Origin of the sequence: Sphingobacterium sp. UBA3519 (assembly GCF_002377215.1) — a bacterium.
GTDB classification, from domain to species: Bacteria; Bacteroidota; Bacteroidia; order Sphingobacteriales; family Sphingobacteriaceae; genus Sphingobacterium; species Sphingobacterium multivorum.
Genome location: NZ_DFPI01000037.1, coordinates 295,332 through 317,815, shown reverse-complemented (window position 1 = coordinate 317,815; position 22,484 = coordinate 295,332). Strand labels below are relative to the sequence as shown.

13 protein-coding genes are annotated in these 22,484 nt (G+C 41.0%); 3 read left to right on the top strand and 10 right to left on the bottom strand.

Going from position 1 to position 22,484, the window contains the following annotated elements; genetic code table 11:
- Nucleotides 1–6: 6 nt before the first annotated feature.
- Nucleotides 7–951 (top strand): alpha/beta fold hydrolase, encoded by a 945-nt coding sequence (locus tag B3297_RS24140; RefSeq protein WP_070567917.1) that lies wholly within the window; start codon nt 7–9, stop codon nt 949–951.
- Here B3297_RS24140 and B3297_RS24135 read toward each other — a convergent pair.
- From B3297_RS24135 to B3297_RS24095, 9 genes are all read right to left on the bottom strand, one after another.
- Entirely contained in the window at nt 943–2,004 is a 1,062-nt protein-coding gene (locus tag B3297_RS24135; protein ID WP_070567918.1) for an acyltransferase family protein, read from the bottom strand. The two genes, B3297_RS24140 and B3297_RS24135, sit on opposite strands and share 9 nt — an antisense overlap.
- A 67-nt stretch (nt 2,005–2,071) precedes the next feature.
- Nucleotides 2,072–3,172, bottom strand: a complete 1,101-nt coding sequence (locus B3297_RS24130; RefSeq protein WP_286779641.1) for a family 43 glycosylhydrolase — start codon at nt 3,170–3,172, stop codon at nt 2,072–2,074.
- A 42-nt stretch (nt 3,173–3,214) separates the two neighbouring features.
- Nucleotides 3,215–5,689 carry a glutaminase family protein gene (locus B3297_RS24125; protein WP_286753715.1) on the bottom strand — a complete coding sequence of 825 codons (2,475 nt, stop codon included), beginning with the start codon at nt 5,687–5,689 and terminating at the stop codon, nt 3,215–3,217.
- Between the two features lie 90 nt (nt 5,690–5,779).
- Nucleotides 5,780–7,624, bottom strand: a complete 1,845-nt coding sequence (locus B3297_RS24120; RefSeq protein WP_239468833.1) for a glycoside hydrolase family 2 protein — start codon at nt 7,622–7,624, stop codon at nt 5,780–5,782.
- Between the two features lie 38 nt (nt 7,625–7,662).
- Nucleotides 7,663–9,708, bottom strand: coding sequence for a beta-L-arabinofuranosidase domain-containing protein (locus tag B3297_RS24115; protein ID WP_286779640.1), 2,046 nt, complete (start codon nt 9,706–9,708; stop codon nt 7,663–7,665).
- Between the two features lie 2 nt (nt 9,709–9,710).
- Complete coding sequence (locus B3297_RS24110) at nt 9,711–10,385, bottom strand: DUF3823 domain-containing protein (protein ID WP_286774706.1); 675 nt, start codon at nt 10,383–10,385, stop codon at nt 9,711–9,713.
- Between the two features lie 10 nt (nt 10,386–10,395).
- Nucleotides 10,396–12,216 (bottom strand): RagB/SusD family nutrient uptake outer membrane protein, encoded by a 1,821-nt coding sequence (locus tag B3297_RS24105; protein ID WP_286779639.1) that lies wholly within the window; start codon nt 12,214–12,216, stop codon nt 10,396–10,398.
- 4 nt (nt 12,217–12,220) lie between these two features.
- A complete protein-coding gene (locus tag B3297_RS24100) occupies nt 12,221–15,382 on the bottom strand; it encodes a SusC/RagA family TonB-linked outer membrane protein (protein ID WP_286779638.1) in 3,162 nt (1,053 codons plus the stop codon).
- Nucleotides 15,383–15,582: 200 nt separating this feature from the next.
- Nucleotides 15,583–16,743 carry an aldose epimerase family protein gene (locus tag B3297_RS24095; RefSeq protein ID WP_286779637.1) on the bottom strand — a complete coding sequence of 387 codons (1,161 nt, stop codon included), beginning with the start codon at nt 16,741–16,743 and terminating at the stop codon, nt 15,583–15,585.
- A gap of 176 nt (nt 16,744–16,919) precedes the next feature.
- Here B3297_RS24095 and B3297_RS24090 point away from each other — a divergent pair, with 176 nt between their 5' ends.
- Entirely contained in the window at nt 16,920–20,075 is a 3,156-nt protein-coding gene (locus B3297_RS24090) for a sensor histidine kinase (RefSeq protein ID WP_204991036.1), read from the top strand.
- A gap of 2 nt (nt 20,076–20,077) precedes the next feature.
- Nucleotides 20,078–20,857, top strand: a complete 780-nt coding sequence (locus B3297_RS24085; protein ID WP_112376066.1) for a response regulator transcription factor — start codon at nt 20,078–20,080, stop codon at nt 20,855–20,857.
- 52 nt (nt 20,858–20,909) lie between these two features.
- Here the strand turns inward: B3297_RS24085 and B3297_RS24080 are convergent, their stop codons facing one another.
- Nucleotides 20,910–22,373, bottom strand: coding sequence for a glycoside hydrolase family 76 protein (locus B3297_RS24080; protein WP_286779636.1), 1,464 nt, complete (start codon nt 22,371–22,373; stop codon nt 20,910–20,912).
- Nucleotides 22,374–22,484: the final 111 nt, after the last annotated feature.

The window sequence follows — 22,484 nt, the reverse complement described above, 5'->3', positions numbered from 1 at the left end:
GGTATAATGAGCAAGGTAGTTTCCAATTTTTATACAATCAGCGCAACGACTGAACCTGAGCATAAAATTTTCTATCGTCTGTATGTACCCGACGATAATCAAATAGTGGCAACATTACTCTTGGTTCATGGCATGCAGGAACATAGTGGTCGGTACGAAGAATTGGCCAGTTATCTGACTACAAAGAATTTTGCGGTTTTAAGCTACGATCAATTAGGCCATGGAAAAACGGCGCTACAGGTCGATCAATTGGGTTATTTTAAAAAGCATGGGGCTAAAGAACAACTTATTGATGACGCCATTACAATGAGTAACTTCTTACGTGAAACCTATCCGCAACTGCCTCAATTTATTTTAGGGCATTCCATGGGATCCTTTGTCACACGCTGTGTTTTGCAAAAAATTGGCTGGCAATTTAAGGGGGCCATTATCGTGGGGACAGGCCAACGTCAAAAAGGATCCATGGCCTTTCGCCTTTTACTCACTCTTCTCAATAGTATTGCCCCTAAAGGAAGAAGTAAATTGATCAATCGCATTTTTGACAGACGTAATAATGCTCGATTTAAGAACGAGCCTAACCAAAATAACAGCAATTGGTTAAGCGTAAGCAAGACAAACCGTATTTCATTTTTGGAAGATCCACTTTGTGGGGGATTGTTTACCAACAATGGGTTTCATACCGTATTAGACCTTTCTTTGCAAGCGACAGCTATCGAGGCTACCAAGAATATCCCAAAAAACCTACCAATTGTATTTATCAGCGGACAGGATGATCCAATTGGAGATTTTGGAATAGGCGTTGAAAAAAGTGCGGCACAGTTAAGGGCACAGGGACAGACCGATATAACCCTTAAATTATATGCAGGCATGCGGCATGAAATTCTTAATGAAGACTGCAAAATGGAGGTATTCCAGTTCATCAGTAGCTGGCTTCATCGCCATTTACTTTAATTTCCGACTGTAATATTTCCGAATAGGCTCATCTAAATAGTTAAAGACTAATAAAGATAAAAAAATCAACAACAGCATTCCAATAACAATAATCACAGCCATTTGCTTATTCGATGGGTGATTAAGTTCTACATAGCTCATAAAAATCCAGATAAATGGATAATGAATGATATAGAGCGGATAGGAGATATCACCTAAAAACTTGCATAACTTCTTGACCCCTCCAAACACAGGCTGCCCTCCTATCCCCAGTAAGAGTAATAAAGGAAAATAGAAGATAACGACAATAGGATCAATGTATTTACCATAAGCTTCAGAAAATGGAATAAAAAATACGGCGGCAAGTAGACCTAGAACACCGAAAAAAGGAAGCTTGTTGGAAATGGTCCAGTTCGATCTAAAAATAAGTAGTCCCATTGAAAATGAAAACCATAAACGAATTCCACCAGCCCAAAAGTTGTCTGCTCCAAAACCGACAGCTAAATAGCCCGAACGAAATGATTCGGCACATAGCGCTGCTGCACCAAGGAGCACTATCCCCCAAAGAAACTTTTTTGGAATCCGTACCAGTACCAAAGCATAGGCTATATTGGCGATATACTCCCAAAATAGCGACCATGTAGGTGGGTTTAAATGAAAAAGATTAAAATAGCGTTCTGGTACAACCGGGTATGGAATCAACGTTATCCCACTAATAAACATCCCCATCTTTTGCAAAACAGAAAATGAGCCAGCCAAACTGCTGAATGGATCGTAAATAAATGCGAATAAACCAATCAACGTACCGATGATAACCAATGGGTGCAATCGCAGCAAACGCAAGAGAAAGAATCGTTTTAGACCGATTGTGGCCAGCTTCTGATCGTAGGCATAGGCAATGACAAAACCCGATAAACAAAAGAAAAAATCAACGGCTAAATAGCTATGTGGAATAAAACTATTGCGATAATCCGGTTGTGCAATTTCCATAAAGTGAAACAGGACGACTGCGATTGCGGCTACCCCACGCATGGCGTCAAGAAGTTCAAAATGTTTCTTCGTTTGATGTACCATATTTTTTATCGGCAGCGAAAATTAAGACCGACGAAGATCGAAGATCCGCTGCTAGCTATTGCAAATGCTATTTAAAATTAAACGTTGGTGCTGGTTGTGGCGCAACACTGCTGGTTGTCCCTTCAATTTTTGGCCAGTCCTTATCCCAGACGATCTGATCCAACAATAGCATCCGGCGATTTCCCCCCGTAGCAACACGAGGCTGTTTTGGATCGATACCATGATAGAGTATCCAATCTTTTCCCTTGTCGTCTGTAATAATGCGCGAAGTATGGCCCGTCCCCACAAATTGATCATTTCCTTTTAACAACAGTGTTCCACTCCCCCGCTGTGTAAGGTTGCGGCCTTCTTGATCCACATAGGGTCCTTTCAGATGGCGAGAGCGCCCCACAAGAACATGATAACTGCTTTTTTCTCCTTCACAACAGGAGCCTTTGGACCCGACAAAGTAATAGTACCCTTTCCGTTTATGAATCACAACGGCTTCAAAATCTCCTGCGGCAACTTTAAATTTTTTATTTAAATCGAGTACCACTGTCCCATTTTTATCCAGTTCAACACCATATGTACCCTGCGTGCTCGCATCGCTAAAACTGCCCCAGAATAGATAGTTCTGCCCATTTTCCGTAAAAAAATAAGGGTCTATTGAATTCGGCACATCGATCTCCTTGCTATCAAAAAGTTTACCTTGATCGATAAAGGGGCCTTCCGGTCTAGCTGCTAGGGCTACACCGATGCCGGGATTGGGATCACCCCATGTGGAATAGGCATAATATAAGAGATACTTATCACTTAACCTCACCACATCGGGGGCCCAGATTCCGCCTTCTGCTTTCCAACCCGGTTTAGTTGGGAAGGCGGTTCCGATCCATGTCCAGTTTACAAGATCGGTGGATTGTAGAATAGACACCAGACGTTGTCCCTTTCCGTCGCCCCAATTGTCGGCTGTCCCATATGCATAGAACATTTTGCGCTGTGGATCTCTAACGACTGTAGGATCAGCAAGTATGGGCTCAAAAACCGGATTGCTATAGGTTTTATGCTGAGCCGTGGCATTTGCTATTTGTTCCGACGGCTTCACTGAACCTGTAGCGCTTCCACAGGAGCTCAACAGGTTCAGTACGACAACTCCGCCAATCCAATATCTGAACAACATTGCATTCAACATCTTATTATTCTATTTATATTATTTTCTATATCATAGGAAAAGCTATTTTGCTTTTCCCAATTTCTCTTCCAACATTTTGATAAAATACCCGCCAACAACAGATCGTGCTTTAAATCCTGCTCTTTTAGGACGGTCTGTATAAGTCCAATCCGACATGGGAACGCGATCGGTTGTTTCGTTCATAAAACGGTAGACTGGCTTCAAAAATGCCTCAAAGGTAGGCTTATCATCTGCCATAGTCGCCGTCCAAATAATCCAATCGGTTTTGGTATAAGGCTGACGGTTGTCCAGGGGAAGTCCGTATTTATTTTGTTTGCCGAGATAGTATTTAATTTCAGTTTCACGGATAGAAGGGTCGAAAATATCCATCTTAAGCAATTTATCCCAGACCATATTATACTTTTGACTCCAGGTTCCACTTTTATCAAAAGTTAACTTGTAGTGATCCCCATCTTCGGCCATCTTTTTCCATTTCATCGCCATTGCTTTTGCTTCGGTCAAATACTTTTTCGCCGTAGCCTCTTCACCAAGCATTTGGGCCAGATAACCGTAAGATGCAATACCCAAAATAGCTTTAATGGATAAATTGGCATTATGCGCAAAATGGCCTGCAAAATCATCTGTACACAACTGATTTTCGGGGTCAAGACCTTTATCGACTAGATAATCTACCCAGGTAGACAACACTTTCCAATGTTTTTTGGCATAAGCGGCATTGCCTTCCACCTTCGCTAAAGCATAAGTTAATAGCAGCATATTTCCCGATTCTTCGACAGGCATATCTCCACCGTAAGTTTGGCCATTCGCTAAAGGATAGGTCCCAACATCATGCGCAGCAAAAGGTTTTGTCCACTTATTGCTTTCACTATAATAAAAAATGGCGTTCATTAGTGCTTTTGCCAGTTCTGGATTATAGTAAAGGAAAATCGGAGCCGAAGGATAGGTTACATCAACAGTTCCTATTGACCCATTGCTATCATTTTCCTTGGACAGTAAAAGCAGATCGCCATTGGGTGCTTTTACAAGTTTATGCGCGGCGATTGCCTGTCTATAGGCCAAGGCACATAATGCAGCATAGTCCTCACCGCCGTTGCGCAAAGCTGTACCCCATAATTCGGCATCAAATTTATCAGCAGCCTTTTTGAGAACAGTATACTCTTTGTCGGCCAGTTCAAATTGTTTCTCAATGGAACTATTTCCATTGGTATTCCAATAAGGTCGTAAATTTTGTCCAAAATATTGGATCGAGTACAGGTCATCATAGCCCAACAAGATCTTATCCTGGTAGCTTGATGAGACATCAAAAGTTTGCATCAGTGCCAATTGTTGCCCTCCATTTGGAGAAGAGCTATTTTCACTCTTCAGAAAATTAGAGCGTAATTGATGGCTACTTCCGACCGCTGACTTTGTCTTTGATTTTGCACCTGCCATATAGAAATACCCCCAATCTATCCGTAGGTCGTCACCTTTCTTTCCTAGAACCTGCTGGCTTTTGCTTCCTGTCTTTACAAATTGGAGATTTCCGGAAATAAAGGAACTGCTTGTCGCATCTTGAAGAGGAGAATTCAGTGCCCAATTTGGTGCCGCCTCCAAATAAAGTTGTACCTGGTGTTTCTTGCCATCCTTCGCATGGACTGTATAGGAAAGATAATTTACGGGTCTAGCCATTAAGTCCAATTTATCCAAAAACATCGGCGCAGTAAATGTAATATTTAAGTCCACGGGCCCGCAGTTAAACGAATAATGTGTTTGTGTTGCCTGCACATTGGAAGTGATCTGATTCGCTTCATTGTCGAATTGAATACTACCTTCTTTTTCTGTAAAGAGTCCAAAATCAAAATATCCATTCGCTACCCTATTATAGCAATAACCCGCGAGTATATTTTTTCCTTTCTTCAATGTTTTTACGACATGTTCGGGCAGCTTGACCCGACTATTTTTACCTGTCGAATTGCCTGTATTAGCAACCTCAATACCGTTGACGTACAAAATAGCGTCATCGTCATGTGTAAATTCGATATATACGGATTTGCCCGTAAGATCCTCAGTCAGTTCAACTTCCCTTCTAACCCAAATTTTAGGTTCCTGCCAATCAGTCTCCACATTGGGTTCTTTGTCCTTGGTACCGAATGGCGCTGCCCCCATTTTCCATTGCCGTGCATCAAATGAAGGTTTCATCCAGTCTGAGGCAGGTTCGCTGACAACGTAACTTCCCGTCCAAGCCGCATGTTCGCCCATCCGGGCCAAAGGCAAGAGTTCAGCCTCTTCTTTGCCCAGGAAGCGATAGGGTTTTCCATCCACTTTAAGGACGCCCAATAAGGGAAAGGATTTTCCGGTCCAATGGCGTACAACATCTGCATTCAATTCGTTGCTATAGGACCAGGCACTTGTATTCGGGTCAATTGTTACTAAAGGATAGGCAGGCGCGCGAAGATCATTCTTAAGGACTTGTTTTTGTGCAAACGACGATACCGATTGACATACAATAGCCGTTGCAATTAGTAATTTTAATTTCATTGATTTCGTATAAAATAGGTTTAGGTTGACAGGTATACTTTCAGCTATAAATTTAGGCCGCAACCCGTGTTGCGGCCATATCGCTATCAATTATTTGGTAGGTGCATTATAAAGCGCCTGATGTGCAGCCTTCAATTCTGCTTCAGGCATTTTTACAACTTTACGATCATAAGTCATCAAACCATTTGTTTCTACTTCCACATCTGTTGTCTGTGTATAAACAGCGGCCGACAATCCCATCGGAATTAGACGTGTCAAATCATGGATAAGACGTTTGTAACGCTCCAATAATTCCGTTTTATTCTTGAAACTTTGGTATCCCCAGTTGTCTTTCTGTTGCCAAGAATGTCCGTCTATCGGTAATCCCAGACCACCGAATTCACCCAATGCAAGCACTTGTTTAGCACCAAACAAATTTGGATCAGGCATGGCTGCATCCGGATAATTATGGATATCCAAGATATGTCCAGTTTCCATAAAGTTACCACCACTGGCGCTATTTACGAGTCTTGACGGGTCATTAGCCACGGTCCATTCCGTAATTTCCTTCGTTTTGAATTGCCCCCAAGCCTCATTGAAAGGCACCCAGATGACAATACTTGGATAGTTGTGCAACACCTCCATAATGGTTTTCCACTCTTTCCGGTAGTAATTCTCAGATTCCTGTGAACGTACTTTATCCCGATTGCCACCTGAAATCTTTCCCGGTTGCATATCCCAATGATTTCCACCAAGATCGCCGCTAGGCATATCTTGCCAGACAAGCATACCTATACTATCACAGTACCGATACCAACGTGCCGGTTCTACCTTGATATGCTTACGGATCATATTGAATCCCATTTCCTTTGTTTTGACGACATCAAACTTCAGCGCTTCATCCGTTGGCGCGGTATGTAGACCATCCGGCCACCAGCCTTGATCCAATGGACCATATTGGAAAGTAAACTTATTGTTTAACATTAAACGTTGAACGCCGTTTTCATCTTTCTGCATGGCTATCTTCCGCATGGCGAAGTAGCTTTTCGCCTGGTCTACGATTTTTCCTTTTCGAATCAGCTGAATTTCCAGATCATAGAGTTTAGGGTTACTCGGCGACCAGGGCTCCAGATTGGGTACCGAAAGATCAAAAGATGTATTGGGTTGTCCTATTTGTTCTTTAATAAGCTTTCCGCCATCCAATGCACGCACCTTTATTTCGTCACCGGCTTGGCTTCCCTCTACGGAAGCTTGAAAGGCCAAGACAGCATCGTCCAATCGCGGTGTCTGTTTGGTACTTACAATGTAAGTTTGTGGAACACTTTCTAACCAAACGGTCTGCCAAATTCCCGTCACTGGTGTATACCATATACCATTCGGCTTGTTCACCTGTTTACCCCGTGGTTGTGGACCATCATCAGTCGGATCCCATACCCGAATGGCTATTTCCTGTTTCGCTCCTTTCTTTAGGAAGCTTGTCACATCCATCGAAAATGGATCAAAACCACCTTCATGTCTTCCCACCAATTGATTATTTACATACACATCACATTGCCAATCTACGGCACCGAAATGCAACAGGACCTTATTTTTATGGACAGACTTGTCCAATGTTATGGTATTGTTATACCATAAGGCTTTATCTTTTCCAACCTCTTTACCAACACCGGACAATGCCGATTCAATAGCAAAAGGAACAAGGATGTTGCCGTCCCATTGCCGAGGAATCTCTTTAGTACCTACCGGAGTGACAGCATATTTCCATAGTCCATTTAAATTCTGCCAGTTATTGGTTCTGATTAATTGTGGCCTAGGGTATTCAGGATGTGGCTTTTGGGCCGTTACTTTCTCGCCCCAGGGGGTTAATATATGTGATCCGGCGGGTTTCCAATCCTGAGCAAAGTTCAATTGTGCTGCCATCATCAAACTGGCAAAAAATAAGGTTTTCTTCATCATAAAAAATCGTTAAGTCATTTATTTATATCGTATTTATATTATTTCACCGTGGGAAAAGCAGCAATGCGCAAACGTGCTGCTCCCATTGGAATTAGTTCAACTTCCTGTACCTCGCTTTTGCTTTCCACGGGGCTCAGAGGCAATACCCCCGTTAATCCGTTTTCATCAATTTTCCACCCATCGATACGTTTCGCTTTCACAAGAATCGAAATAGGTACTGCTTCTGCGTCGAAAGGAAATGCATCTTTAGGCCATGGTCGTTTGACCACTTTTAGGTGGTTAACAGCTTGCAATTGATTTTGTACAAGTCCGTAATTCCAATCACTTGCAGGAAGGATTTCATAGGATGGCCACTTGGATGGATCTGCAGTCTCCTGCCATTTGGAATCTCCTATTGCCGAAGCCTTACTATCTTTTTTCACATAATTCTCTTTGATTTTAAGGGCATAGGTCAATGGTCCACGCTGGATACTCACTGAATTTTTATTGGCTGTCCATGTTTTCAGATCTATGGTCATTGGTAAGGAAAGTTCGACCTTGTCGCCGTCTTTCCACTGCCGTTGAATCCGAATATATTTTGCACCAGCTTCCACAGCTTGGCTTTTACCATTAACCGTTACTTTCGCTTGTTTCGCCCAGGCTGGAATACGGAGATAAAAGGGAAAATCAACCGTTTTACCATGTGTTCCTATTTCAAATCGTAGCGATTCTTCAAAAGGATAATTGGACTCTTGCCGGATCTGAATAGCCTGCTTGTTTCCGACGTTGATTTCAGCCTTTGATGCGGCATATAGTACTGCCGCAACACCGTTATCATTCGTTGCCATATACAAATGCTCAGCATAATATGGCCAGCCCTGACTGTGATTATGCTGACAACAGCGTGAACTGAAGGGATTCATCATTAAAAATGGCCCGTTATTATCAATTCCAGGAGCATGATTATGGCTGTCGCTGATGGTCATATTTGGACTTGTAATATACCTTAAGGCCTTGAAATCTGCTGTTACGGCTGCTGGATAGGTATTGAAAGCGACTTCCTCCGCATGATCTGCCCAAAATGGGTCGCCTGTTATCCCAAGAAGGATTTCATTGGACGCCATCTGTTCGACCATACCACAGGTTTCCACCCCTTGACGGGGATCGGTATATCCTGGACGTGCATTTTCATCGGCACCGAACATACCGCCTGGAACCTGACCAAATACCTGCCTGACAAAATGAAAATTAGCGTAGGTCGCATTCAGGTCTTCACTCGATTGGCTTTTCAGATAATAGGTTGCCGGCTCTCTGAAACACTGCGCTACATTAACATTATGCCAATTCGGCAAATCATCTTTCTGGCGCCAATTGGCGGTATTCCGATGGATTTTATCTGCTAAATCCATCAGCCATTCATTCCCCTGTGTTCTATTATAGAGCCAATAAACCGAGAGCAGATTGTCACCACCCCGACTATTTTCCCAATAGTCTTTAAGAAAAAAACTATCCGGCAAATTGGCCTGCCATTTAAAATAATTGGTCATCAAGGTTAAGACACGTTGGTCACCGCTATATTCATAATAAGATTGCAGGCACCACAACATCAACATATTCCCCCAAAGATCTGGTTTGTTGTTACGCAGAATCAATGGCCCAAAGTATCCATCAGGACGCTGGCTTTTTAGTGCGGCTTCCAACCATATCTTTGACTCCGCTAGGATTGTAGGATCTTTTAAGATGTAGCCCAGATTAGCATAACCTTTTAGCCAATAAGGAACTTCTTCCCAGCCATAATCTCCTTTCCCATCCGTACTTAACCAAGCATTATTTTTTTTGGATAGCCAAGCGCTAATTTCGCCCAAATGACCTGTGAGACCATCTTTTTGCAACGCTAGGTACTTCCCTAACCAGCCTTCAGGCACTATACTGCCTACCGGCAATTTCAGCAAGGCATTTTGTCTCAGTGGAGCCCTATTGTTCACGTATTGTGTATTCTTACCTGTCAACGGCAATTGGTTTACGGAAGTTGCTATTCTTGATTGAGCCGACGTAGCTAAGCCAAACCCCAACAATAAGCTTAAAAAGCCAATTCTTTTAATCATTTTTATTTTAGTTTCTTTGGTTCACTATCGTACAGCGCCTCGGTAATCCCATTTACCCGTAACCCTACGCGCACATACACCGCTGCGCTCTTGGTCAAAATATCTTTGATATCCAGTTCCAATTCGACATGGCCGGCATTTAATCCAGTTTTTTCCATCTTATATGTATATTGGCCCAAATCCACAAATTTTGTATCATTGACCAATAAGGTGACTAAATCAATCGTTCTTGAAGCATCTATCGTTTCGATATCAAAAGATGCTTTAAGGATATTTCCTTGTGTGTTATAGGTTATATTACTCATCATGTAGTAGGGTTTCACCTGATAATCCACTGTGGTATTGCCCTTCACATCAACTAGCAACGTATCGGCGCTGCTCACCCATGGTCCATTTCCACTGGTTGTCACCAATTTGTACTTTCCATCGAAAAGTTTCGTAGAAAACGAACCATCTTGAGTTAAATAAACATTAATAGGAGACCGAAATTGATAACCATCCTGCCAGAGTTGAAGATAGACCGATTGATTGGATCCTCTCAGCCCCAAAGGTTTGGAATTATAGGTTACATGTCCGCTTAATGTGCTTTGTGGTGCATCATAATTATCTTTGCCACAAGCAAAAACACCCAAGAGTAAACACAAACCGACTATTAATTTACAAAAAAAAGTTTTCATAAGAATAATGCTATTGATAAGGATTTCGGACTAGCTTCGGATTGTTGTTAATCCAATTTTGGTCAATGAAATTATAATAGTTCTGATATTTAAAATTTCGCGGATAGAGCGTATGGCTAGATTTCTGTTTCTCGAAAACCCACTTGCCATTGTTAGGATCCCCAGGAGCATATATTTTATACGGAAATAGGGCATAGTGCACCGCATTGTAATTATCAGCACTTCCGTTCCAAATTTCGTGTGCAATGCGTAAACGCTTGAGATCCCAGTAGCGATGATCTTCGAATGCAAATTCAACGCGACGTTCCTGAATGATATCATTTAAAGAAATAGTCGTCAATGCTTGTATTCCCGCGCGCTCCCTGATCTTATTGATATATCCAGTCAACTCAGCTTGCGGTTTACCAAGTTCAAGCCCCGACTCTGCAGCGATCAACAGAAATTCAGCATAACGAAAACGGACAAACCAAATATCCGAACCGCGCCCGCGTGTAGAGGCATCTTTATTTTCGTCAATAAACTTCCGGATATTAAATCCAGTTTTATTGACATACATATCGTTGGAAGTCGTAGGGCCATCCTCACTCGTAACAAGTCCGCCAAATTTATCATTTGAGGAACCAGGCGAACCTGTTACTGTCTTCCATGTATCATTTTCTTTATACCGAACCCCCGCCTGATAAGTTATTTTCGTTCCAGCAAAATCTGCTCCGGAGTAAATTACCGTACCATACAAGCGTGCATCCTTATTGGCAAAAAGATCTTCGGGATTTGTATAATAAACATAGTCACCAGCAGCAGTCTTCGTTTTCAGATCCCCTTTTCGATCATTTGTATATTCAAATGCTTCCACCAAATTGAGTACTGGAGTTACGAAATTGGCATCAATATCACCGCGGACAGATGAGGCTATATTATTATTGGTAAAAGAATGGGTCTCACCAGGATAAGCATAGTCTTTTGCCCAAATTACTTCATTGCTTGATTTTGAGGTTACGGCAAGATAAAAGTTCTTGCCCTTATCCGGATTTGCATTATACAGCGCATAAGGACTATTATTTATAATATCCAAAGCAGTTTCATAAGCTGTCTGATAATATTTAATTGCTTCAGATGCAGGGATGCCCACCTCATTTCCTGCAGTCTTCACGTCTGGAGTTTTATAGTTATACTTGGCTATGGAAGCAGCATATAAACTTGCGCGGGCTTTTAACGCCAAAGCTGTCCATTTATTGGCTCTCGCCGAATTGATGGTTTTCTCTGTACCGAGCATTTTAGCCGCTTCAGTACATTCACTGATGACATAATTATAACTTTCAGCCTCGGTTGCACGCGACAACTGTAATTCTGCTGGATCCATTCCACTTGTATAATCATATACTTTATCACCCACCATTGGCACTCCCCCCAAACGCTTGATCATATTAAAATAAGTCCAGGCACGGATAAAGCGGGCCTCACCTTCAATGCTCTTTTTATTGTTGTCATCTAATGTTGATTGTCGGACACCTACAATAAATTGGTTTAGATTTCGGATCAATTCATAATCATACATCCGCCAAAAATCATTTGGAAACTCCTGCATATTGTTGGGAGAACCACTGGAAAATCCTGCTTCATCTAGCATCGCAAAGGAGCCGTTGTCGCCAAATTGCTGGCCCCAGCTGACTCTTCCGTAATAATTGGCCAACACTGACTTCACCATATTTTGATCTGAAAATATCTGATCATCGGTAAAAATTGCCTGTGATTCCCGGTCCAAGAACTTATTACAGCTTGAAAATGTACATACTAGACATACACTCCATAAAATAACCTTCCTCTTTATCATGTTATTAAAAAGTTAAATTAACACCCACATTTATAACCCGGTTTGTTGGGTATTGAACACCTGAATCACTTGTGATTTCCGGATCGATCTTCATATCACCCAAATTATCTATACTGAAGAGATTCTGCATCATCGTATATATTCGTAATTTTTGGATTCCACGAGCTTTCATCCACTTATCTGGCAAGGTATATCCAATCTGAAGATTTCTTAGTTTTATATAATTGACATTGGTGAGCCAAAAATCGCTATGCCAATAATTACTATGGTTTTGATTTCCGCGAATCAATGTTGGATACTTGCCGGGAATCAATGTACTATTCGGGTTGGTAATATCACTGAGCATCCATTGATTCTCCATGTAATATTGCGGATTATTTCCACCATCGTGGAAAGGGTTCATCGCTTCGTAATTGGGACGATAGGATGCAAATGCTGCTCCTGTCAAATCCATGGCCAGATCAAATCCCTTGAATTGTCCGCCCAGATTAATTCCAAAATTGAAATATGGAAGTCCGCCTTGCCGATATCCTATTGGCCGCTGATCCAGCTCATTGATCACTTTATCCCCATTGATGTCTTCATATTTTATATCTCCTGGTCTCAAGGTAGAATTACCTTGACGGTCATTGTCTACATCGTAATTGGCAATTTCTTCCCAGGACTGAAACTGTCCAGTAGCATGTAAGCCCCAATTTAGATAGGCGTAGCGGTCAAAAATGGAGTTCCGATATTGATCCCAGGAATTCCCAAACCGGGGTTTATATTGTTCACCATCAATCTGACGGGCAAATGTAAAATTACCACCGACAAAGTAATTGAAATCGCCAGCCTTACTCCGCCACATAATTGAGCCATCGATACCCTTATGCATATCGGAGTTTAGGTTTTCATAAGGCAGACTAAAACCAACCTCATTTGGTATCAATACATCATTTCTGGAGGCCGGTAGACCGCTTCTTTTCCGTCGAAAGAAATCCAAGCTACCAGTCAATCTTCCCTTTAATGTGCTAAAATCAAGCCCCACATTCAACATGTGCGCCTCAATCCAGGAAAGCGTTTTGACAGGAAGTCCACGGGGTTGGGTGCCAATAACATATTTTCCGTCAATCGTCGAACCTTTGGAATTATAGGTATATCCGCTCAGGTAACCAAAAGCATAATATTTCCAATCATCCAAATTGTCATCCCCCAATATCCCGTAAGATCCCCGAAGCTTAACATCATCAAGTACCTTCCGCATGCCATCTGTCCAAAACTTTTCAGAAGAGATCCGCCATCCCGCGGATGCTGAAGGAAAAAATCCCCATCGACTTCCAGGAGCAAACTTCCAGGATCCATCATAACGCGATGAAAGTTCTAAAAGATATTTTTGATCGTAGTCATAATTGACCCGACCTGCAAAGCCGGCTCTTGCTTGCGTATTTACTCCAGTATCATTATAGGTATCCATCGTTTGAAAATAGATCAAACTCAATGCATTTGATGCTGGTCTGTCGTGGACATAAATATCGGGGTTATCTCGTTTTATTGACTCCGCGGCTAATACAGCATTCACACCATGCTTTCCAAAACGTTTGTTATAATTTAAAGTGAATTGTGTTGAAATTTCTTCGATTTGAGCGATAGACCGCTCCCGCCAAGGGTTATCCATGCTAAATATAACTGGATAGGTATCCGTTTTTTCATCATAGCCATACAATTTGTAAGTGAACTCCTGATTATCCATCCATTTATTTGCCAGATAATAGCCTACTGTACCCTTAGCGATCAGATCATCCGTGATCTTATATTCTGCATTAAAATTTAGTTGCATCACCCGCCATTTTTCCTGATACGTACCAGACAGGTCATAATTCAACATCGCAAAATTCGTCTCGGTGTTGGCTGCAGTTTGTGTTGGATAGAGCGGATTGTCGTTAGCAAATGGCCGCGCAGTAGGTAAGTTGCGATAAATGGCAAATAATGCTTGCCAGGTATCATCCGCTCCTGGTACGCCGGGTTGTTTACGTTGTTCAATACGGCCGTTTAAATTGGCTCCTATCTTTAATCGTTTAGATACGCTCGCGTCAATGTTCATCTGTACATTTGTACGATTGAAACCACCATAGTTACGGATAATGGATTGTTGGTCGAGGTGCCCGGCACTTATGTAATAATTGATTTTTTCAGACCCTCCACTCACATTTCCAGAAATATAGGTTTGCGGACTAGTTTTTAAGATATAATCGTACCAATCAAAAGGACGGTAACCTTTTTCTGTCCCCTGCTGCCATTTTTCAAGGTCACTTATTGTGTATTTTGGATCCTTCACACCAAGAATGGCATCCGATTGAATGTAGCTCTTCACATAGGTACTTGCATCTGCAGGTTTAGGAAAACGAAACATACTTTGCCAGCCGTAATAGGAATTGATATTAAAGGTATTGTTATCACCCCGCTTTCCTTTCTTTGTCGTTACAACCACAACACCGTTGGCCGCACGTACACCATAAATAGCAGCCGACGCATCCTTCAAAACCGAAACAGATTCGATGTCATTGAAGTCCAAATTATTGAATTGGCCTTCATCTTTTTGAACACCGTCGATCACATACAAGGGAGTTCCCATATTCCGGATGCTGATCCCCGTCCATGCGCCAGGGCGTCCATCTGACATACGGCTATTGACCCCGGCAATCTTCCCGACCAAGGCTCCTGAGGTTGTAGTCGCAACAGATCTGGAAATATCCTGCGAAGAAATTGCCGTGATTGCACCAGTAACAGATTCCTTCTTTTGTGTACCGTACCCTACCACAACCACTTCGCCGATACGTGAATTTTCATCGTCCAATGTAATGACTAAATCAGCACTCGCTACGACTTCTTTGGAGAGGTAGCCTACAGATCTTACGGTCAAAAGTTCACCGGCATTGACACCCGTCAGATTAAAATTACCTTTCGCATCTGTTGAGACTGCGAGACTGGGTTTGGATTTCAATGCGACTGTCGCTCCCACGATCGGATTGCCCTCTTTATCCTTAACAACCCCTTTAATTGCTTTTTGCAACTCGATCCCATCAGAAGAAACTGGGAATAAATTTGCTCCCTTTGCTAAAGGAATAAAACTGCTCGCACAGCAGAGCAAAGTAGCAGAAATTGGCAGACATTTAAGACCCTTAAACATACCTAGATTGATTAGTTTGTATAATTGATTTGTCCAAAATTAAGGTATATTCAATCGGACAGGCTTTCGTTTTTTCTCAAAAAACTGCCTATTTGTATCAAATAATTAAAACAACCTAAAACGTTTTAAAGTCTTTTAAACGGAGAAAGTACACCTCTTTTCAGTGATGTACTTTCAAACCAATCATTATTAAATATGTATTATTTTACCGAAAAACGATACAGGGATTTCGTTTGATATACTTGTCCGGGGTTCAAGACTGTTGTTGGGAAAGCGGGCTGATTCGGAGCGTCTGGAAAATGCTGCGGTTCGAGGCAAAAAGCCGTACGAAAGGAGTCTTTTTTACCGTTCTTCAACTGTACCTGTTCATTCATAAAGTTGCCGCTATAAAATTGAATACCAGGTTCGGTCGTCAGAATATCCATGACCACTCCTGATTTATCACCGATCACATGTGCCGCTTTAAACCAGTCGCCATCTTTCTCTTTACTTAAGACAAAATTGTGGTCATAGCCCTTTCCAAAACTAAGCTGCTGGTCATTGGCATTAATATCTTTTCCTATCGGTTTCAAGGTTGTAAAATCAAAAGCTGTTCCCTTTACCGGTGCTAATTGCCCTGTGGGTATTAGTGTACTATCTACTGGTGTGTATTCATTGGCAAACAATTGAAGTTGATGATCCAGAATGGTACCACTTCCTTCACCGTTTAAATTAAAGTAAGCATGGTTGGTCAAATTGATCACCGTCTTTTTATCGGAAGTAGCACGATAAGCTATCATCAATTCATTATTATCGTTCAGCGTATAAGTCACCTCCATTTGGATGTTTCCTGGAAAACCCTCGTGTCCGTCAGGTAAGGTGTAAGCAAATGTAAGGGATGATTTATCTGACGATTTTAATGTCCAATTGGCAAAATGCACACCTTTAAAACCGCCATGCAGCGTATTAGGACCGTTATTTACCGCCAATGTATAGGTTTTATCATCCAACTTAAATTTGCCTTTGGCGATCCGATTACCAAAAGGCCCTACAATAGTACCAAAAAATGGTTCTTTGGGATTATTATAATCAGCCGCTTTAGAAAAACCCAAAACCACATCGCATAACTCACCCTTATTGTCAGGCACCCATAATCCCACTAAACGTGCACCAAAATTGGTAAAATAAGCTTGTACGCCATTTTTATTGCTCAGTTCATATAGATACGCCTGTTTTTGATCAATAGTTCCGCTGAACTGCGCGGTATCTATGAAGGCCGATAAAGAATCTGCTTTGGGAGTTTTAGAACCAGTCGGCTGCTGGCAAGACACACTAAAAGCAAGTATTGCAGAAAGACCCAGCAAGGTCAATTTTCCTCTCATTCGTAATATTTTAAAGGGTTTATAATCTTTGTTTAGATAGAACTTACGTCCTTTTCTAGATTTTTTATAATTTTAACGATTACAATCTATAAGCTAAAGTCTTAAATTTTTTAGAAATTTTAAGATTAAATTGTTTCATTTTAGCTCTATTTTGTATCAATAACCAAAAAATGATCATGATCAACCTGAAGCCTTTACGATTGCTATTTATCCTGTTACTCCCTTCCTTGCTATATGCGCAGCCCTACTATTTCAATCATTATCAAATCAATGAAGGTTTGTCAAACAATGCTGTCATTTGTAGCATGCAAGATAGTCAGGGTTTTCTTTGGTTCGGTACAAAGGATGGATTAAATCGCTTTGACGGTAACAATTTCAAACATTTTGATGCCACCCAATCTGGGAAAAACAGCTTGGGTGGTAATAATATCATCTCCTTGAAAGAGGACTTTCGAAAAAGAATTTGGATTGGAACAGATCAGGGAATCTATTGCTACGACCCCGTCGACGAGCAATTTAGATTACTGAGCAAACAATTTGAAAATGCGGACGTACCCGTCATTGTTACCGATCAACGCAAAAGGATCTGGTTTATATCCAATGGAATGCTCTATTGCCATGATTTGGTTAGTCACGCAATTCAACAATTTACAAAATCGGACCTCTATATTACGTCTATCAGCTGCACAAAAAATGGAACTGTATTTTTTGGAACTCCTGAAGGTAAGATCTTCCAGATAGGTTCTTCTGGAAAACCCGCACTCATGCTTGACTTTCAAGCAAAATATGGTCCTAAAGACTGGTTTAGTATTGAGAAAATAATGGAAAACCGCGATGGAGACTTATTGATTGGCACGTCGAAAACTGGGGTTTATAGCTACAATTTTAAAAACAAGTCCCTCAAGTCAATTCTTGGTCCGGACAAGCTGCATCAATTTCTCTATGTAAGAGATATTATACAGCCAAACGATCATGAATATTGGTTTGCAACCGAATCTGGCCTCTTCATTTACCAAATAGCGAGCGGAAATTACATCAACATTCAGAAAGAACAAGAAAACCCTTGGGGGATATCTGACAATGCCATTTATAATATCCTACAAGATAAGGATGAGGGTATTTGGCTGGGAACCTACTTTGGTGGGATTAACTATTATCACAAGAATAATAGTATAATCGAAAAATTCCTCCCACAAGATCGCCCCGGGAGCTTAAAAGGCTCTGTCGTTCGGATTATCAAAAAAGACATCAACCACGATATATGGATAGGCACCGAAAACGGAGGTCTATCTAAATTGGATCCTAAGTCGGGTTATATCCAGAACTTCTCCGATAAACAGGGGAATCTGGCAAATAACAATATTCACGGTATTCTCCCTATTGGCGACAAACTATTGATTGGTACTTTCGTCAATGGTCTGGACATTTTTTCGCCAAAGCTTCAAAAAGTTATCTATCACATCGATCGTAACAGCAATGTATCAACATCCGATCTCCAAAGTAATTTTCTTTTTTATCTCTATAAAACTCGAAAAGGAGAAATCATGGCTGCATCCACACGCGGCCTATACCGCTTTGATCTAGAAAAAAAATCTTTCCACCTTATTGATAATGTCCCAGAATACATGTTTTATACAAGCATTTTGGAAGATAAAAAGGGGAATATCTGGGTCGGAACGTGGCGTGATGGACTATTCTGTTATCATCCGACCACACGTTATTTCAAACACTATACGCATCATCAGAACGATCTCAATTCCTTGCCCAACAATAGGGTCAACAGTATATTTGAGGACTCAAAAAATCAAATTTGGATAGCTACCGAAGGTGGGATGGCTAAAAAGAAATCAAATCAGGATGGCTTTGAAAACATTGGCCTGGAAGAAGGAATGCCCAGTAATGTGACACTCGCCTTTTTAGAAGATAAACAAAATAACCTTTGGGTGAGTACTTCCAAGGGCCTGGTACGCTACCATCTTCCCAGTGGAAAAAAACGCATCTTCAACTTGGAGTCTGGCCTACCGACTATTCAGTTCAATTACAATTCATCCTTTAATGATGACAATGGAAACTTTTATTTCGGCACCATCAATGGACTGATACGTTTCAATCCCGAAAGGCTCAACCAAATCAACTACAAGAATCAAATTCCGATTTACATCACTAATTTTTACATCAACAATAGGGCGATCAATCAGTACACCGATACAAATATTCTGTCCAAATCAATTCTGTTCACGGATAAAATCAAACTGAAACACGACGAGTCATCCTTCAGTCTTGATTTTGCGGCATTACACTACCAAGCCCCCCATTCCATTCACTATAGCTACAAAATGGATGGTCTCGACGACAATTGGATAGACATTACAAGCAATCAACGAGCTTACTTCACCAAGCTAGCGCCCGGAAACTATGTTTTTACTGTAAAAGCAGAAGATCCAAATGGCAATACAATCCCCACTTTTGCTAGTCTTAAAATCACTATTCTTCCTCCGATCTGGGCAAGTATACCGGCCTTTGTTTGCTATGCTCTAATCCTTGTGGGGCTGATTATATTTGTTATTCATCATTTCAATGAAAAGATCAAACAACGCAATCGACAACATCTTTTAACCGTACAAAATCTACGCGAGCAAGAACTCTATCGCTCAAAAATCAATTTTTACACCGATGTTGCTCACGAGATACGCACACCATTAACATTGATCAAGGCCCCCTTAGAGAAGCTTATGGACAAAGTAGATCATAATCCTGTAACAGACAAGCTACTATTGACCATGCAAAACAACACGGAGAAGTTGATTGCCCTTAGCAATCAGCTATTGGATTTTAGACAGGTCGAAACGGAAGGATTCAAATTACACTTTGAATCAGAAAACATAAGCCAAACGGTCCAGGAAATTATCAACAATTTTACAGTCACACTGCAGGCGCAGGACAAGCAGATGGTATCGCACATTATGCCAGATATCATAGGTCAAGTCGATATCGACGCATTCGACAAGATATGTTACAACCTCTTGAATAATGCCCTGAAATATTCTTCATCCTATATTGAAGTGAATTTGAATATGGATAAACAGAAAAATATCTTTATATTGACCGTGAAAAACGACGGAGCTTTAATTCCTTCAGAAGAAAGGGAAAGAATTTTTGAACCATTCAATCGCTTAAAACAAAATAAGAATGTTCCTGGAAGCGGCCTAGGCTTGGCATTGACAAGGTCCTTAACGTTAAAACACCAAGGTACCCTGTTATACAGTACAAACGACCTCCAATTGAACGTATTTAGTTTGACATTGCCTTTGAATCACAATACAAACCCATAATTATGAATGCCAAATCCAATTTATTATTAGTAGATGATCATACTGAACTACTTGAATTCATTGCGGATGATCTCAATGAGGATTATCAGATAACAACGAGTTCCAATGGTAGGGAAGCGCTGGATGTATTAGCCACTGAATATTTTGATCTGATCGTCAGCGATGTGATGATGCCAGAAATGGATGGTTTTGAACTCTGTCAAAAAATTAAAGAAGATATCGCATATGCACACATTCCAGTTATACTCTTAACGGCAAAAAATAGTATTGAATCAAAAATTCAGGGTTTGGAGTATGGTGCCGACGCTTATATTGAAAAACCTTTTTCACCTGCCTTTTTAAGAGCACAAATCGCGAGTTTATTAAAGAATAGAGTTAAAGTCAAGGAATTTTTTATTAAAAATCCGATGTCGCAAATACAGCAAATCGGTCAAAATCAAAGTGAACAAGAGTTTTTGTTGAAGATTGAAGAAATCATCATGCAACACCTCGATGATCCACAGTTTAATGTCGATCGAATGGCCGATATTCTCTGCATGAGTAGACCTACCCTCTATCGCAAAATTAATGTGGTATCGAGCCTATCGCCCAATGAACTGATTAATTTAACGCGGCTCCGAAAAGCAGCAGAACTGCTCATCCAAAAGCAGCATAAAGTCTACGAAATTTCTAATTTACTAGGCTATAGCTCCGCGACTCATTTCTCTCGTAATTTTCAGAAGCAGTTTGGACAGAGCCCTACTGAATTTCAAGACGCCCAAACTGCTTTATCTAAATCATAACGATGCAGACAATTCTATCCCAACCAAAATAAGTGCCTCATTAGGGGAGCATCTATTTTGGTTGTTCAACTTGCGCAAGTGTAGCATACTGTGCCGCAAAAGTGAACATAAACATTCCCTCCAGATCATTCTTGCTTTTATCTTTTGCCCAACCTCCGAGCAAATCATTTGGCAAAAATCCTTCGCTCAAGAAATGCGTATAGCCATAATCCAAGTTTTCCTGAAAAGACTTCACATACCTCCCAGCCTTACTATAATTCGGTAATATAGTGGTATAGCCTCTTAACAAAACACCGTTAAACCAGTTATTAAAACCGTCTGTCGCATACGTATAATGCTCAGGAATCTGCTGCCCTAACTTTCCAAAATAAGTAAAAGTCGCATCGGCCAGTTTCTTGCCATCTTCTAAATAGCTTTTAGCTTTCGTAACACGATATAAGTCTGCTGCTCCGGAAATCATCGTTCCACTATTATAGGAAAATGCAGTTCCGACGGCTTTTCTGAGTTCGGTATTTTTTCGGTATCGCACACCGTTGACCGTTTCATAAGCTATCGAACAATCTGGATAACAATCACCCATCATATCCGCATAGACACCTTTTTCATTAAGAAGATTTGCCTTTTGCCAGTCGTAAATCCTTTTAGCAAAACGGAGATAAAAATCGGCCTTCCGCTCTTTTTTAGCAATACGGGTTAGTTTATCTTTCTGATCGATCGAATGTGCAATTATTTGGTCTCCTTTGTTTTTATAGATTTCATACAATGTAACAAGCGGACTAATGATCGGTGCATTACTACAGGCATGCTTCGTTACATATCCTGGTCCCCATGGAATTCCGCCATGCTCTTTCCCTTTCTCATCCAAAGTACAATCCCAACCATCAAGAACATAAGCCGTAAGGTACTCCGCTTCTTGCAAATAGCGATCTTGCCCGGTCAAATGATAAGCTTCCAATAATTCCCGTACCAACCACATCTGATCATCATAGACGTTCAATACGCCCGTTACATTTGCTTTTCCTTTTTCTCGAACGCGATCGACAGCATACACCGTCCATTCTTTATGCTTCGTAAACGACGTTAGCGTAAAGGTCCCTAAATAATAGGCTGCATTTGCATGAAGCTTAGCCAATAAATCTACATAGCGGGAATAATACATTTTATAAAGCTTGCCGTTATCTACCTTCTGTTGCTTTTTCAAGCCACTCAACACAGCGTTTACAGCTTCTATGGAAACAGAATACATCCATACACTAGCTGTTTCTTCGGATCGAACCTTCGTAAATGGGTTATAAAAACGATGCATTTTGAAATCTTCACCGGAAAAATAGACGTCCATTGATCGATCAATCAATTGGATTGCCCGTAAAAGATTCTGCTGGCTTTTATTTTGATCATGTACTGATCTTTGGGTGTGCAATTCTTGCGCATAAGCCTGTTTTACGCAGAGGGGTGATACTGACAGCGAAATTAGAGAAAGTGCCCAAAAAGGCCGGTTGGAAAAGAATTTGATCATGATACGGTTTTAAATTGATTAAGTAGTCTTTCATTCGCTTCGGTAGAGCGTGATAACTGTGTATGAAGATAAGCATTTTTTGGACAAAAAAAATCGCATTTTTTGAAATGC

Coding starts and splice junctions, on each gene's coding strand:
- B3297_RS24130 (WP_286779641.1), bottom strand. CDS start 3,172: ATGTTGAATGCAATGTTGTTCAGATATTGGATTGGCGGAGTTGTCGTA.
- B3297_RS24105 (WP_286779639.1), bottom strand. CDS start 12,216: ATGATAAAGAGGAAGGTTATTTTATGGAGTGTATGTCTAGTATGTACA.
- B3297_RS24135 (WP_070567918.1), bottom strand. CDS start 2,004: ATGGTACATCAAACGAAGAAACATTTTGAACTTCTTGACGCCATGCGT.
- B3297_RS24090 (WP_204991036.1), top strand. CDS start 16,920: ATGATCAACCTGAAGCCTTTACGATTGCTATTTATCCTGTTACTCCCT.
- B3297_RS24085 (WP_112376066.1), top strand. CDS start 20,078: ATGAATGCCAAATCCAATTTATTATTAGTAGATGATCATACTGAACTA.
- B3297_RS24100 (WP_286779638.1), bottom strand. CDS start 15,382: ATGTTTAAGGGTCTTAAATGTCTGCCAATTTCTGCTACTTTGCTCTGC.
- B3297_RS24080 (WP_286779636.1), bottom strand. CDS start 22,373: ATGATCAAATTCTTTTCCAACCGGCCTTTTTGGGCACTTTCTCTAATT.
- B3297_RS24095 (WP_286779637.1), bottom strand. CDS start 16,743: ATGAGAGGAAAATTGACCTTGCTGGGTCTTTCTGCAATACTTGCTTTT.
- B3297_RS24110 (WP_286774706.1), bottom strand. CDS start 10,385: ATGAAAACTTTTTTTTGTAAATTAATAGTCGGTTTGTGTTTACTCTTG.
- B3297_RS24125 (WP_286753715.1), bottom strand. CDS start 5,689: ATGAAATTAAAATTACTAATTGCAACGGCTATTGTATGTCAATCGGTA.
- B3297_RS24115 (WP_286779640.1), bottom strand. CDS start 9,708: ATGATTAAAAGAATTGGCTTTTTAAGCTTATTGTTGGGGTTTGGCTTA.
- B3297_RS24140 (WP_070567917.1), top strand. CDS start 7: ATGAGCAAGGTAGTTTCCAATTTTTATACAATCAGCGCAACGACTGAA.
- B3297_RS24120 (WP_239468833.1), bottom strand. CDS start 7,624: ATGATGAAGAAAACCTTATTTTTTGCCAGTTTGATGATGGCAGCACAA.